Consider the following 13098-nt stretch of genomic DNA (forward strand, 5'->3'; position numbering starts at 1 on the left):
CTGGACGTTCCACACCAGCCCGTCGCCGTCACCGCTCGATGTCAGCTTCCGTTGGAACGAGGATTTCGCGTTTGCCCGCATGGTTGGCCGGGCCGATAATGCCTTCCTGTTCCATGCGTTCGATCAGCGATGCGGCACGGTTATAGCCGATGCCCAGCCGACGTTGAACATAGGAGGTCGAGGCTTTCCCATCCCGAAGCACGACGGCGACGGCCTGATCGTAAGGATCGTCCGATTCGGCCAGATTGCCGGTCCCTGCCGGTCCACCGCCTTCGTCGTCGTCCTCATCGATGGTCACGGCATCAAGATAATCCGGTGCACCCTGGGTTTTCAGATAGGCAACGATGTCTTCCACCTCATTATCCGAGACGAAAGGTCCGTGAACACGCTGGATGCGTCCGCCGCCAGCCATATAGAGCATATCGCCCATACCCAGCAGCTGTTCGGCGCCCTGCTCTCCCAGAATAGTACGGCTGTCGATCTTGGAGGTGACCTGGAAGGAAATCCGGGTCGGGAAGTTCGCCTTGATGGTGCCGGTGATCACGTCCACAGATGGACGCTGCGTCGCCATGATCACGTGAATGCCAGCCGCGCGCGCCATCTGCGCCAGGCGCTGCACCGCGCCTTCGATATCCTTGCCCGCCACCATCATCAGGTCGGCCATCTCGTCGATGATAACAACGATATAGGGCATGGGCTGCAAATCGAAGGTCTCGGTCTCGTACATGGCCTCGCCGGTCTGCCGGTCAAAGCCGGTCTGCACGGTGCGGGTCAGCACTTCACCCTTTTCAATCGCCTGCTCGACGCGGCTGTTGAAGCCGTCGATATTGCGCACGCCGATCTTCGACATCTTCTTGTAGCGCTCTTCCATCTCGCGCACCGTCCATTTCAAGGCGACGACAGCCTTTTTCGGATCGGTAACGACAGGCGAGAGCAGATGCGGAATACCGTCATAAATCGACAGTTCCAGCATTTTCGGATCGATCATGATCAACCGGCATTTCTCCGGTGGCAAACGGTAGACCAGCGACAGGATCATGGTGTTGATCGCCACCGACTTGCCCGACCCGGTCGTACCGGCCACCAGCAGATGCGGCATCTTGGCGAGGTCGGCGATCACAGGTTCACCGCCAATGGTCTTGCCCAGCGCCATCGGCAGCTTGGCTGTCGAGCCGTTGAAGTCGCGGCTACCGATCATTTCCCGCAAATACACGGTTTCGCGGGTTCTGTTCGGCAATTCGATGCCAATGGCGTTGCGGCCAGGCACGACGGCAACACGGGCGGCAATAGCGCTCATCGAGCGGGCAATATCATCGGCAAGACCGATAACGCGGGATGATTTGATCCCTGGCGCTGGCTCAAGCTCATAAAGCGTGACAACCGGGCCGGGCCGCACTTCGATAATGTCACCCTTGACGCCGAAATCCTCCAGCACACCTTCCAGCGTCCGGGCGTTGTGTTCAAGCTGGTCAGCCGACAGGCTGGCATCCTTGGCAACCGCACGCGGTTCGGCCAGAAGCTGAACCGATGGCAGTTGGAACCCGCGCGCACCTCTTGGACCAGCGACCGGAGCCGGGCGCGGACGCTCAGCAGGAGCCGCCGCGCGGCGGGCAGAAGGCTTTGCAGCCCGATCTTCGTCTTCATCGTCGAATAGGATGTCATCAGCCGAGCGCCCACGGGTGCGCAGGTCAAAGGGTGGCTCGTCATGCGCGTCGTCCGGTGACACCGGCGGCGATGCAATACGGCGACGACCCGCACTCCGCTCACCCGGCTCAAAGGACGGATCGGCACGGTGGTCCGGGCGTCCAGCCTGAACCGGCATGACCTCATCATCGTTGAAATCATAGGGCTGGTCGAAATCCGAGCGCTCGCGCCTTTTTGGCTTCAGACCGGCGAGACGCCGCATTCGGGCCTGACCGGTATACCAGACATGGGCGAGCGCACCAGCAGCCAGCGCGAAAGGCCCGGTACGGTCATCATCGTCTTCATCCTCATCGACGATAGGCACGGCCTTGCTCTTGCGGGACCCCGCCTGTGAGCTTGCGCGGGCAGCCAGAATTTCCGCTTCGAAATCATCCTCTTCATTGCCGATGATACCAGCGGCAAACAACATCAGCCACAGCATCGGGGCGATGAAGATCACGCCCAGCACCATGGCAAAGGTTCCGGTCGGATAGGCTCCGACAAACAGTGCGGGAAAGCGCAGAATCATGTCGCCGATCACCCCACCGATCCCGTTGGGAATCGGCCAGGTGCCGGGCGGCGGAAAACAGCCAAACACGGCAGCGCCCGCAACCGCCCCGGTACCCCAGGCGGCAAGCCGACGTGGCAGGCGGGCGATCTTGCGGCCCGAAATCAGCGAAAGCGACCAGGCCAGAACCGGCAATAGTGCCGCAACCGATGCAAGCCCGAAAAACTGCATGGAGAGATCAGCGAACACAGCGCCGGGATAACCGAGAATATTGGTGGGCGCCCGGCTGGTCGCATAGGAAAAACTGGGATCGGCAACATTCCAGGTGGCCAGCGCGGCAATGGCTGCCACCAGGCCCAGGAACAGGGCAAATCCAAGCAGCGCCAGGAATTGCCGCATGATGAAACCCATCACGATCATCCGAGGCGACCGCTCTTCCAATATTGCCAGCGTGCTTCTGCTCATAGGTGTTCGCCTGCCAGTGCAATTTCAACAAAACTTGGAAACCGGATGCGCCGGGCAGGACCCGAACCGGCTTGCGAAAGGTGAGATTACCAGAACACGGGTTAACGCTCCTTTAACCATGGATAACCCATCCGGTCGAAAGCCCGCCTTGCCATCGTGGTGCAACCAGTCTTTCGCTATGAGCGTATATAGAGCGCGATTGTCCAGAATCAAAAAACCCGGGCACGAGGCCCGGGTTGGTTTTCTGGTAACGAAGCACCTTGATCGCCCCCCCAAAGGGAAGCAACAGGGATCAGGAGTGATAAGCAGCTTCACCGTGCGAGGCGAGGTCGAGACCTTCGCGCTCGGCTTCGACCGGCACACGCAGACCAACGATGACATCGACGATCTTGTAGAGGATCGCAGAGCCGATACCGGTCCACAGGACGGTGATAACCACAGCCTGAAGCTGCACCATGACCTGGCCACCCATCGTCTGTTCGCCGACATAACCGACGCCACCCAAGGAAGCGCTGGCGAAAATGCCGGTGGAAATAGCACCGAACATGCCGCCAATGCCATGCACGCCGAACACGTCAGCCGTGTCGTCATAGCCGAACTTATTCTTCACGACAGAAACGAAGAAGTAGCAGAGCGGCGAAACGATCACACCCATGACGATGGCGCCCATCGGGCCGACAATACCGGCGGCAGGCGTGATGGCAACGAGGCCAGCAATCATGCCGGAGGCAGCGCCCAGCATCGAGGCCTTGCCGCGGGTGAAGGATTCAACCACGCACCAGGACAGGATAGCCGCAGCCGTGGCAATAAAGGTGTTGACGGTGGCGAGCATCGCACCGCCGGAGGCTTCGAGGTTGGAGCCGGCATTGAAGCCGAACCAGCCGACCCAGAGCATGGCGGCACCGACATAGGTGAGCGTCATGGAATGCGGGGCCATCATGTCCTTGCCATAACCTGTGCGCTTGCCGACCAGAATCGCACCAACAAGACCGGCAACGCCAGCATTGATGTGAACGACTGTACCGCCAGCGAAATCAAGGGCGCCGAGACCGAAGAGATAGCCCTTGGCATCCCAGACCATATGGGCGACCGGGAAATAGACGAAGGTGACCCAAAGCAGGCAGAACAGGATCGCAGCCGAGAACTTGATGCGTTCCGCAAAGGCACCGATGATCAGAGCAGGCGTGATCGCTGCGAAGGTCATCTGGAACAGCATGAAGATATATTCAGGAATGACGACGCCCTTGCTGAAGGTAGCAGCCGTTGTAGTGGTGTCGACGCCAGCCAGGAACATCTTGGCAAAGCCGCCGAAGAACGGGCTTTCGCCGCCGCCGAAGGCGAAGGAATAGCCATAGATGACCCAGACGATCATCACCATCGCGGCGATGACGGTGCACTGCATCAGCACGGACAGCATGTTCTTGGCGCGCACCAGGCCGCCGTAGAATAGACCAAGACCCGGAACCGCCATGAACAGAACCAGGATGGTGGACAGGAACATGAAGGCGGTATCGCCCTTATCGGGAACAGGAGCAGCTGCCGCCGCAACGGCTGGCGCTGCATCCTGCGCAAAGGCAATCGCCGGTGCCATCAAGGCCGCCGATGCAGCCCCGAGGCGCATAGCTTGAGATTTGAATGTGGAAAACGACATCTATATGAACTCCCCTTGACGGCCGGTCTTACAAGGCTTCGGTATTGGTTTCACCGGTGCGGATACGCACCGCCTGATCGATCCCGTAGACGAAAATCTTTCCATCGCCGATCTGACCGGTCTTGGCAGCAGAGGCGATCGCTTCCACCGCCTTTTCGGCAACATCCGTCGCCACTGCGACCTCGATCTTCAGCTTGGGCAGGAAGCTCACGGCATATTCCGTGCCGCGATAGATTTCCGTGTGCCCCTTCTGCCGTCCATATCCCTTGACCTCCGTGACGGTCAGGCCTTGGATACCGACAGCCGTCAGTGCTTCGCGCACTTCGTCCAGCTTGAACGGCTTGATAATGGCCATCACAATCTTCATCTGGTTTCCCATCCTCTGGTTTATCCTCGGCGAAAAACGCCGTCTCTCCTCGACGCCGACCTACGACAGGGGGCAGCGACTGTCATCCTACATTCAAACCGTGTGCCAAGTTTCAGGAGACAGGTAAGCTATTGAAATAAAAAGACTATAATGGAGAACACCAAAAAAAAGGCACAGGAATGGGCGAAAACATGGTTTTTTTTGTGCAAATTCAAAAAATCGCACAAAATTTAATCATTTGCCTTTTTCCGAATCAAGCCCTCCTGGGCAACGGAAACAACCAGCTGGCCTGTCCGCGTATAAATTGAGCCTCTGGTCATTCCCCGGCCACCCGACGCGCTGGGGCTGTCTTGGGAATAGAGCAGCCAGTCATCGAGCTTGTCGGGCTGGTGAAACCACATCGCATGGTCAAGGCTGGCGGCCTGGATCCGCTGGTCGAAAACAGAAACGCCGTGGGCATAGAGCGCGACATCCAGGAGCGTCATGTCCGAGAGATAGGCCAGCACGGCTGCCTGCAGGCGGCGGTCGTCCGGCACCGTACCCGTCATGCGCACCCAGATATCGGCCTTTGGTTCCAGCTTGTCCTTTGTCAGATAATGCAGGAAGGAGGTGGGGCGAAATTCCACCGGCCGCTCTCTTGCCCAATAGGCCCGGATATGGGCGGGCGCTTGCGACAGAAACATTTCGCGAAATTCCCGTTCACCCATCAACCCTTCCGGCGGCGTCACATTGGGCATGACGAGCTGGTGGGAATAGCCTTCTTCTTCCTGCTGAAAAGAGGCCGACATCGAAAAGATCATCTGGCCGTGCTGGATAGCAACGACCCGACGAGTCGAAAAGCTGGCGCCGTCACGGGTGCGCTCGACCTGATAAAGAATTGGCACCGCCGGATCGCCTGGACGCAGGAAATAGGCATGCAGGGAGTGAACATAACGCTCGCCATCGACACAGCGCTGCGCTGCCATCAAGGCCTGAGCGATGACCTGGCCGCCGAACACTCTCTGCCACCCAACCTGAGGGCTGATGCCTCGGAACAGATTCACCTCCAAGGCCTCCAGGTTCAGCGTTTCGATCAGTTTTTCCATCGGCGTGGCGGAATTTTCTGTCTGCGGCATTTTGGAAAAGCTCCGGCGGTAGGAAGTCGGGTCCAAGTGATCTATATAAGACCCGAAGCACGATACAAGCTGCAAGGGAGTAGATGATGGCGGATCTGGTTGTAGTCGGAGGCGGATATGTCGGTCTCTCGGCGGCGCTCGCCGTCAAGCGCGCCGCGCCGCATCTGGACGTGACGGTAATCGAAGCAGCCCCCGAAGGCCAGTGGCGCAAGGACCCACGGGCCTCGGCGGTGATTGCGGCAGCCACCAAAATGCTGGAGGTTTTCGGCGTCTGGAGCACGATTGCGCCGCAATCCCAGCCGATCAACCGGATGATCGTCACCGATTCGCGCACCAGCGATCCGGTCCGGCCCGTCTACCTGACCTTTGACGGCGAAGTCGAGGAGGGCAAGCCCTTCGCCTATATGGTGCCCAATGTCGCCATGGTCGGGGCGCTTCTCGACGCTGCCGGAGAGGCGGGAATTTCCATTCGCCATGGCGTCAAAGCCGCAGGCTTTTCCGTGAACGGCCATAAGGCCGAAGTCGCGCTTTCCGATGGCACAACCCTTGACTGCCGTCTGGTTGTCGCCTGTGACGGTGTGCGCTCGCGCATCAGGGACATGGCGGGGATCAAGACCGTCACCTGGGCCTATGGCCAGTCCGGGATTGTCACCACGGTCGAACATGAGCGTCCTCATCAAGGGGTGGCAGAGGAGCATTTCCTGCCCGCTGGCCCCTTCGCGATCCTGCCCTTGACCGGCAATCGCTCGTCGCTGGTCTGGACTGAGCGCAGCGAGGATGCGGACCGGCTGGTGGCCGAGGACGACCTGATGTTCGAAACCGAACTGGAGCGCCGTTTCGGCCACAAACTCGGCGCTATCCGTGCCACCGGCGACCGGCGCGCCTTTCCGCTGGGATTGACGCTGGCCCGCTCTTTCATCGGGCCACGGCTGGCGCTCGCAGGGGACGCCGCTCATGGTATTCATCCGATTTCCGGCCAGGGCCTCAATCTTGGCTTCAAGGATGTGGCCGCGCTGGCGGAAACAATCGTCGATGCCGATCGCCTCGGCCTCGATATCGGCGACCTCACCGTTCTGGAACGCTACCAGACCTGGCGTCGCTTCGACACATTCCGCATGGGCGTCACCACCGACGTGCTGAACCGGCTGTTTTCCAACGATATTACGCCGGTCAGAATCGCCCGGGATTTCGGGCTCGGCCTGGTGGAACGGCTGCCAAAACTGAAAAGCTATTTCATTTCCGAGGCGGCAGGAACAGCGGTGAAGGGCGGTCCGAAACTTCTGACCGGTCAGGCGATCTGAAACAGACTGTGACTGGCGACTGGCGAGGCCAACGGCCTCAAGACAGCGCCTTCAGTCTTCAATCTTGCGGGCTTCCGAGACCAGCATGATCGGAATGCCATCGCGAATGGGATAGGCAAGCCGTGCCTTTTCCGAGACCAACTCGTTGTTTTCCCGGTTAAGGGTCAAGCGGCCATTGGTCAGCGGGCAGACCAGCAATTCCAGCATTTTCGGATCGACACCGTTCATCCGCTGATCCATGGCTGCGCTCCCTCATTGTTTGTCGCTTCACCGTTACTGTAAAACCGGCTCCACATCGCCGAAACCACGTGCCAGATAAATTTCAGTAATAGCAATCAGCGTTTCCGTGCGGCTATGCAGATCGGTAGCCTCCAGCAAGGCCTGTTTTTCAGCAGGCGTGAAAGGTGACATCATCGACAAAGAATTGACCAGGGTCAGATTGCTGGCGCGCTGGACGCTCTCCCAATCCGCTTCCAGCTTGTTGGCATCGAGATAGGCCCGGAACACCGCGAGCAACCGATCCCGATCCACGCTGTTTTCCTGACCTTCAGCCGCGAGATCGGCCATGAACGGCGAAATTCGCACCGTGCGGAATGGGTGGGTGGTTTTCAGCTCTTCGCTCAGCCTGAAACGGCATATTCCACCCAGCGACAGAATATAGCGGCCATCGCCCGTCTCGGCGAAAGAGGTGATCCGACCGATACATCCCATGCTGCATAGGGCCGGAATGCCGGTGGCGATCTCATAGGGCTCGGTCAATGCCGGCTGAATCATGCCGATCAGCCGATTGCTGCGCAGCGCTGCATCGAACATTTCCAGATAGCGCGGCTCGAATATATTCAGTGGCAATTGCCCACCGGGCAGCAGAAGAGCTCCTGCCAGCGGAAAAACCGGCAATGTTTCCGGAAAATCAGCCGCCGTCAGATATCGCGCATTGCCGACCTGCATTACAACCTCCTGAAAGAGCACCGAGCCAATGCCCTGTCGCTCTTTAATTCCTTATAATGTGGCATGCGCCCGGCAAATCTCAAGATGCGCCTGCCACAGAACACAACTTCCGCCCGCCTGAGCATATAGGGATCAGCCCTTGAACAGGGCTCGTCCCATTCTCTGCCTTCAAGCCCGTTACGAAAACAGGATCGAAGACAGCTTGCGCCGAGCCTGAATGGTGGCCGGGTCCTTCGGACCCCAGACCTCGAAAAATTCAACCAGTTGGCGGCGAGCGCCATCGTCGTCGAAGGTCCGGTCTTTTTTCATGATCAATAGCAGATGATCAGCCGCGTCTTCGCGCTTGCCCTCGACATTGCGGATCTTGGCGAGCTTCAGCCGCGCCTCGTGATCGTCAGGGTTAAGTGACAGTTGCTGTTCCAGCGCCACTGGGTCACCCAGCTTACGGGCCTCCTCGATTTGCTCCAGTTTTTTGGCCACGGCCTGAATTTCAACGGCTTTTGCCAGTTCTTCAGGCAGACCATCGACAATCTGGCGCACCCGTTCATGCTGGTTGAGGGCAAGCATGCATTCGGCAATACCGGCAACCGCCCTGGCATTTTCCGGATCGGCCTGCATAACCGCTGCATAGAGCTGGGCAGCGCCGTCGAAATCGCCGTCATCGTAAAGCCCCTTGGCTTCTTCCAGCACAGCCTCGATTTCCGCCGCCTGATCAGCACCGCCGTCTGGTCCACCCAGCTTGTCGATGAACTGCTTGACCTGACTTTCCGGCAGCGCGCCCATGAAGCCATCGGCAGGGCGGCCATCGACAAAGGCGACGACGGCAGGAATGGACTGGATACCAAGCTGACCGGCAATAGCCGGATGGTCGTCGATATTCATCTTGACCAGCTTGACCTTGCCCTTGGCCTCATTGACCGCCTTTTCGATGATCGGCGTCAACTGGCGGCAAGGACCACACCACGGCGCCCAGAAATCCACCAGAACCGGCTGGCGGCGAGATTCTTCCAACACATCCTTGGCAAAGCCCTGGGTGGTCGTATCCTTGATCAGACCACCCGCGGGCGCTGCTCCTGCAGACGCTGGTGCTGCCGCAGCAGGCGCCGTGCCGAATTGCGCATTGGCCGTCATCTGCCCGCGATAAGAGCCGCCGTAGGGATTACCAGAATTGCTCATCACCATCTCCCGCCTGTTCCTGACAGCCCGGGCGTTTTGCAAACGCATTCCAGGTGCCGCCTTATTTCCACCGTCCGCAATTTCCGTTTCATACAGCAACAGAGATCGGGAACCATGTCGCAGCCCTTGTCCCGGCCACATGATCTTTGCAGGGTTCCTTGAATTTCAATGAACCATGTAAGCGTTTAAATCGTGCCTCAGGCCGTGACTTTCAAGACGTTTGCCTCATGTCCAGTCGCCATCAGAAAGCGCAGGAGGTCGTCGCGGCCAATCGAGGTTGTAGCGTCATTCGACAGCGGATGGCAATTGATGATCTCATGCTGCATCAGGTCTGCATCAAGAACGAATGTCACCTTGTTGCCCGTGTCGTTTATTGCGCCGAACGCCGTCACCGAGCCGGGGACAACCCCCAGATACTCCATCAGCTTTTCCGGCTTGCCAAAGGACACCTTGCTGGCCGCACCGATCAGCGTATGGACGGTCTTCAGATCGACAATGGCGTTTTCCTCGACCACCAGCAGGAAGAACTGATCCTTCTTGTCCTTGACGAACAGGTTCTTGGTATGACCGCCAGGGATCTCATCGCGTAGGGACACCGATTCTGCCACGGTAAAGACTGGCGGATGTGACACTGTCCGGTGCTCGATACCCAGGCTATCAAGAAAGGCAAACAGGTCTGCGGGTGATTTCGGCACAATCTCTGTCATGATGGTCCTGCTTCAGAATATAGTCTCGGCGGCACACTGCGGTTAAACGATATCAAGCGATCTCCTTCAACTGTTTTATGCGCCGATCGTATATTCAAACAGTCCCTGACCAGCCCTCATTTCCGGCCCTCACAAAACGTTCAAAATTCTCATTGCCACAGAATAACTTAAGCCTTGATTGGAAAAAATCTTGGAGCCGCCGTCATTTCCCTGTTGCAATCGAAAAGCAGTTGGGCCATATACCGCCCGTCGCCGCAACACAGCGACCCACGGTTCAGCGTACTACCCCGGACCGGTGGATAATGAGCGGGCGTAGCTCAGGGGTAGAGCACAACCTTGCCAAGGTTGGGGTCGAGGGTTCGAATCCCTTCGCCCGCTCCAATTTTCCAAAGATAAATTCAGATATATGATTTCCCGAAAGGGAGACAGTGCTTTTCTGTATCCGGTTGCGCAGTTTGGACTGCAAAACTGACGGCGTTAAAACCTTCCCTGATAAGCTGTCATAACGTGCCCTTGGCAAAAGTGGCACCGCCAAACGCGATCCGAATGGCGACACCGAAATTTGAAGTGCGTCAGGACGCCCGTATCGGCTTATGTCCCATCACCCTGCCAATGATGATGACCAGCACGCCAGCAATGGCAAGGCAAGCCGCCAGGAAGAACATCGGAGCAATCGTGCTGCCTGTCTGGTCGCGGATCAAAGGCACGACATTTTGGGCAACAAACCCTCCGAGATTGCCGACCGAGTTGATGGCCGCCAGACCGGCTGCGGCACCGGCCCCTTTCAGAAAGCGCGATGGCAGGCTCCAGAACACCGGCTGGCCTGCGAAGATCCCGGCGGCGGCAAGGCACAGAAACGCAAATTGCAACACCTGGTCTGTCAACATAGCCGACATCACAAGACTGACGGCACCGACAAAGGCCGGAATGACGATATAAGGTGTCTTGTTCTCTGTCCGGTCAGCCGCCGACGGTACGACGTAAAGTGCGATGGCAACCGCAACCCAAGGGATGATGTTGATCAGGCCATTCACCGTATTGGACACGCCAAAACCCTTGACGATGGTTGGCAACCAATAGCTCAAACCATAGGCGGCCAGCGGAAAGCCGACATAGCAGAGCGACATCAGCAGCACGCGCGGATTGATCAGCGCCTTGAAGCCATTGTCGGCATTGCTGTCCATTCCGGTGTTTTCAGCATCCAGCCGTGCCTGAAGCCAGGCTTTTTCAGCATCCGTCAGAAAATTCGCCTTGGCTGGGGTATCGGCAAGATAGAACCAGGTGACGATACCGGCCAGAACCGCCGGAATACCGGTGGCCAGAAACACCCACTCCCAACCCTGATAGCCCAGGAAACCGTCGAGATCGAGCAATACGCCGCCCAGGGGCGCACCAATGGCATTGGCAAGGGCGCTGAAAATCATGAACAGGCCAACCATCCGGCCCCGATAGTCTCTTGGAAACCACAGGGTCAGCAGATAGAGCACGCCCGGAAAGAACCCCGCCTCGCAGACGCCCAGCAGAAAGCGCAGGATGTAGAACATCGTCGCGTTCTGGGTATAGGCAAGCGCAATGGTTACAGCGCCCCAGGACACCAGAATGCGGGCAAACCACCGGCTGGCGCCGAACCGTTCGAGAAAGAGATTGCTCGGCACTTCAAATAGAAAATAGCCGATAAAGAACAGTGATGCCCCAAGCCCATAGGCATATTCGCTCAAACCCAGCGCATCGACCATTTGCAATTTGGCGTAACTGACATTCTGCCGATCAATATAGGCAATCAGGTAGAGAAGCCCCAGAAACGGCATCAGCCGCCAGGTGATTTTTGAAATCAGTGCTTTTTCGGAAACCGATGCTTTTTCAGAAACCAAGTCATGTCCTCCCACAACCGTCCCCTCCCCGCCAGCTGCTGCGGGGGACGGGTGATATAAACATGATTACGCCTTGATTGTTCCAAGCACAACTTTAGATAAATGCGTTCAGAAGAGGATCAACTCACTGAAAACACGTAGTCTGTTTCCTGCCGCAGGGTTTCACCGGGCCGCAGGACAGCACTTGAGAAACCGGCTTGGTTGATGGCATCCGGCCAGATCTGGGTTTCCAGACAGAAACCGGCATAAGCACCGTAGCGACGGCCCTCAAGTCCGGTAACCGGTATATTGAGGTAGACCCCCGCGTAGAATTGAACGCCGGGTTCGGTGGTGCGCACTTCCATGGAAACGCCGGACTTCAGGCTGCGGGCCATGGCGACGCTACGCTTGGCCACCCGTGTCTGCGACAGACAGAAATTGTTGTCGAAGGGGACCTGAACACCGTCTTCTGTGCGACGCATGACGCCCATCTGCCTGAAATCAAACGGCGTACCGATTACCGGGCGCTGCTCTCCGGTCGGAATCAGACGCTCATCGACAGGCAGGTAGTGGTCGGCGGCAATCATCAACTCATGATCCAGCATGTCAGGCGAATCATCCAGGTTGAAATAGGAATGCTGGCAGAGATTGGCGAGCGTCGGCGCGTCCGTGGTCGTCTCATAGACCACCGCCAGCACACCGTCATCCTGGAGGTGATAGGTCGCCCGGATATGGGCATTGCCGGGATAGCCCGCCCGGCCCGCCGGATCGGTGATCTCGAGCACCACCCGGTCACGGTCCAGATCGGCAATCGTCCAATTGCGCCTGCCGATACCGTCGCTGCCACCATGCAGATGGGTGAGGCCGCGCTCGTTGCATTCCAGCTGATAGTCTTCACCGTCAAGGGTGAAACGTCCGTTTGCAATGCGATTGGCCAACCGCCCGGGCGTCGCACCAAAATAGGGAGAGTGGATGGCATAGTCTTCGAAATGCTCGAAACCCAGCACCAGCGGTGCCACATGGCCTTCCATCCTGAGATCCTGGATCACCGCACCCCAGGTCAGCACCCTGGCCTTCAGGCCACCGCCATGCAGCGTGACCTGCTCTACCGTTTCACCCTTGGTGGTCGTGCCAAATTCCAGACGCTGCATATGCTTCCTCACCCTTGCATCGACGGTGCCTGCCTGAGGCGGGCGCGTCATCGTTTCTGCTGTGTCACATAGGTTTATTGCATAATTCCTCAAACCGAAATCGATCAGAGATAAAATATCCAGCAACCATAAGGCGTTACAGCAGGTATCAACGCACCATAGACGATGCAAGCCGG

The 13098-nt window shown here is 58.0% G+C and carries 11 protein-coding genes and 1 tRNA gene; 2 read left to right on the forward strand and 10 right to left on the reverse strand.

Annotated elements, in window-relative coordinates; translation table 11 throughout:
* Nucleotides 1-28: 28 nt before the first annotated feature.
* The 4 genes from FS819_RS15305 to tesB all read right to left on the reverse strand — a co-directional run bounded on the left by FS819_RS15305 (nucleotide 29) and on the right by tesB (nucleotide 5789).
* A complete protein-coding gene (locus FS819_RS15305) occupies nucleotides 29-2656 on the reverse strand; it encodes a DNA translocase FtsK (protein ID WP_156548065.1) in 2628 nt (875 codons plus the stop codon).
* A gap of 292 nt (nucleotides 2657-2948) precedes the next feature.
* A complete protein-coding gene (locus tag FS819_RS15310; RefSeq protein ID WP_156548066.1) occupies nucleotides 2949-4307 on the reverse strand; it encodes an ammonium transporter in 1359 nt (452 codons plus the stop codon).
* A gap of 28 nt (nucleotides 4308-4335) precedes the next feature.
* Complete coding sequence (locus FS819_RS15315) at nucleotides 4336-4686, reverse strand: P-II family nitrogen regulator (protein ID WP_272492752.1); 351 nt, start codon at nucleotides 4684-4686, stop codon at nucleotides 4336-4338.
* A gap of 218 nt (nucleotides 4687-4904) precedes the next feature.
* Nucleotides 4905-5789 carry an acyl-CoA thioesterase II gene (tesB, locus tag FS819_RS15320; protein ID WP_156548068.1) on the reverse strand — a complete coding sequence of 295 codons (885 nt, stop codon included), beginning with the start codon at nucleotides 5787-5789 and terminating at the stop codon, nucleotides 4905-4907.
* 86 nt (nucleotides 5790-5875) lie between these two features.
* On the opposite strand from tesB, the gene FS819_RS15325 reads away from it, so the two are divergent.
* Nucleotides 5876-7090, forward strand: a complete 1215-nt coding sequence (locus FS819_RS15325) for a ubiquinone biosynthesis hydroxylase (protein ID WP_156548069.1) — start codon at nucleotides 5876-5878, stop codon at nucleotides 7088-7090.
* A gap of 51 nt (nucleotides 7091-7141) precedes the next feature.
* On the opposite strand, the gene FS819_RS15330 is transcribed toward FS819_RS15325, so the two are convergent.
* The 4 genes from FS819_RS15330 to FS819_RS15345 form a co-directional block, all read right to left on the reverse strand.
* Nucleotides 7142-7330 carry a Trm112 family protein gene (locus FS819_RS15330; protein WP_015917483.1) on the reverse strand — a complete coding sequence of 63 codons (189 nt, stop codon included), beginning with the start codon at nucleotides 7328-7330 and terminating at the stop codon, nucleotides 7142-7144.
* Nucleotides 7331-7363: 33 nt separating this feature from the next.
* On the reverse strand, nucleotides 7364-8038 hold the full coding sequence (locus FS819_RS15335) for an LON peptidase substrate-binding domain-containing protein (protein ID WP_156548070.1): 675 nt from the start codon (nucleotides 8036-8038) through the stop codon (nucleotides 7364-7366).
* 177 nt (nucleotides 8039-8215) lie between these two features.
* The gene (gene trxA / locus FS819_RS15340; protein WP_156548071.1) at nucleotides 8216-9214 is read right to left on the reverse strand and encodes a thioredoxin; all 999 of its coding nucleotides are present in this window, start codon (nucleotides 9212-9214) and stop codon (nucleotides 8216-8218) included.
* 197 nt (nucleotides 9215-9411) lie between these two features.
* The gene (locus tag FS819_RS15345) at nucleotides 9412-9921 is read right to left on the reverse strand and encodes a prolyl-tRNA synthetase associated domain-containing protein (RefSeq protein ID WP_156548072.1); all 510 of its coding nucleotides are present in this window, start codon (nucleotides 9919-9921) and stop codon (nucleotides 9412-9414) included.
* 306 nt (nucleotides 9922-10227) lie between these two features.
* Between FS819_RS15345 and FS819_RS15350 the strand changes: the two genes are divergently transcribed.
* Nucleotides 10228-10302, forward strand: a tRNA-Gly gene (locus tag FS819_RS15350).
* A 191-nt stretch (nucleotides 10303-10493) separates the two neighbouring features.
* On the opposite strand, the gene FS819_RS15355 is transcribed toward FS819_RS15350, so the two are convergent.
* Complete coding sequence (locus FS819_RS15355) at nucleotides 10494-11729, reverse strand: MFS transporter (RefSeq protein ID WP_156548207.1); 1236 nt, start codon at nucleotides 11727-11729, stop codon at nucleotides 10494-10496.
* 182 nt (nucleotides 11730-11911) lie between these two features.
* Nucleotides 11912-12922, reverse strand: coding sequence for an aldose epimerase family protein (locus FS819_RS15360; protein WP_197434109.1), 1011 nt, complete (start codon nucleotides 12920-12922; stop codon nucleotides 11912-11914).
* Nucleotides 12923-13098 lie beyond the last annotated feature (176 nt).

This window comes from Allorhizobium sp. Av2, from assembly GCF_021462805.2.
Classification (GTDB): Bacteria; Pseudomonadota; Alphaproteobacteria; order Rhizobiales; family Rhizobiaceae; genus Allorhizobium; species Allorhizobium vitis_G.

Excerpts from the sequence above, each read along its gene's own strand:
- FS819_RS15305 (WP_156548065.1), bottom strand. The coding sequence starts at position 2,656 with ATGAGCAGAAGCACGCTGGCAATATTGGAAGAGCGGTCGCCTCGGATG.
- FS819_RS15310 (WP_156548066.1), bottom strand. The coding sequence starts at position 4,307 with ATGTCGTTTTCCACATTCAAATCTCAAGCTATGCGCCTCGGGGCTGCA.
- FS819_RS15315 (WP_272492752.1), bottom strand. The coding sequence starts at position 4,686 with ATGGGAAACCAGATGAAGATTGTGATGGCCATTATCAAGCCGTTCAAG.
- tesB (WP_156548068.1), bottom strand. The coding sequence starts at position 5,789 with ATGCCGCAGACAGAAAATTCCGCCACGCCGATGGAAAAACTGATCGAA.
- FS819_RS15325 (WP_156548069.1), top strand. The coding sequence starts at position 5,876 with ATGGCGGATCTGGTTGTAGTCGGAGGCGGATATGTCGGTCTCTCGGCG.
- FS819_RS15330 (WP_015917483.1), bottom strand. The coding sequence starts at position 7,330 with ATGGATCAGCGGATGAACGGTGTCGATCCGAAAATGCTGGAATTGCTG.
- FS819_RS15335 (WP_156548070.1), bottom strand. The coding sequence starts at position 8,038 with ATGCAGGTCGGCAATGCGCGATATCTGACGGCGGCTGATTTTCCGGAA.
- trxA (WP_156548071.1), bottom strand. The coding sequence starts at position 9,214 with ATGAGCAATTCTGGTAATCCCTACGGCGGCTCTTATCGCGGGCAGATG.
- FS819_RS15345 (WP_156548072.1), bottom strand. The coding sequence starts at position 9,921 with ATGACAGAGATTGTGCCGAAATCACCCGCAGACCTGTTTGCCTTTCTT.
- FS819_RS15355 (WP_156548207.1), bottom strand. The coding sequence starts at position 11,729 with ATGCCGTTTCTGGGGCTTCTCTACCTGATTGCCTATATTGATCGGCAG.
- FS819_RS15360 (WP_197434109.1), bottom strand. The coding sequence starts at position 12,922 with ATGCAGCGTCTGGAATTTGGCACGACCACCAAGGGTGAAACGGTAGAG.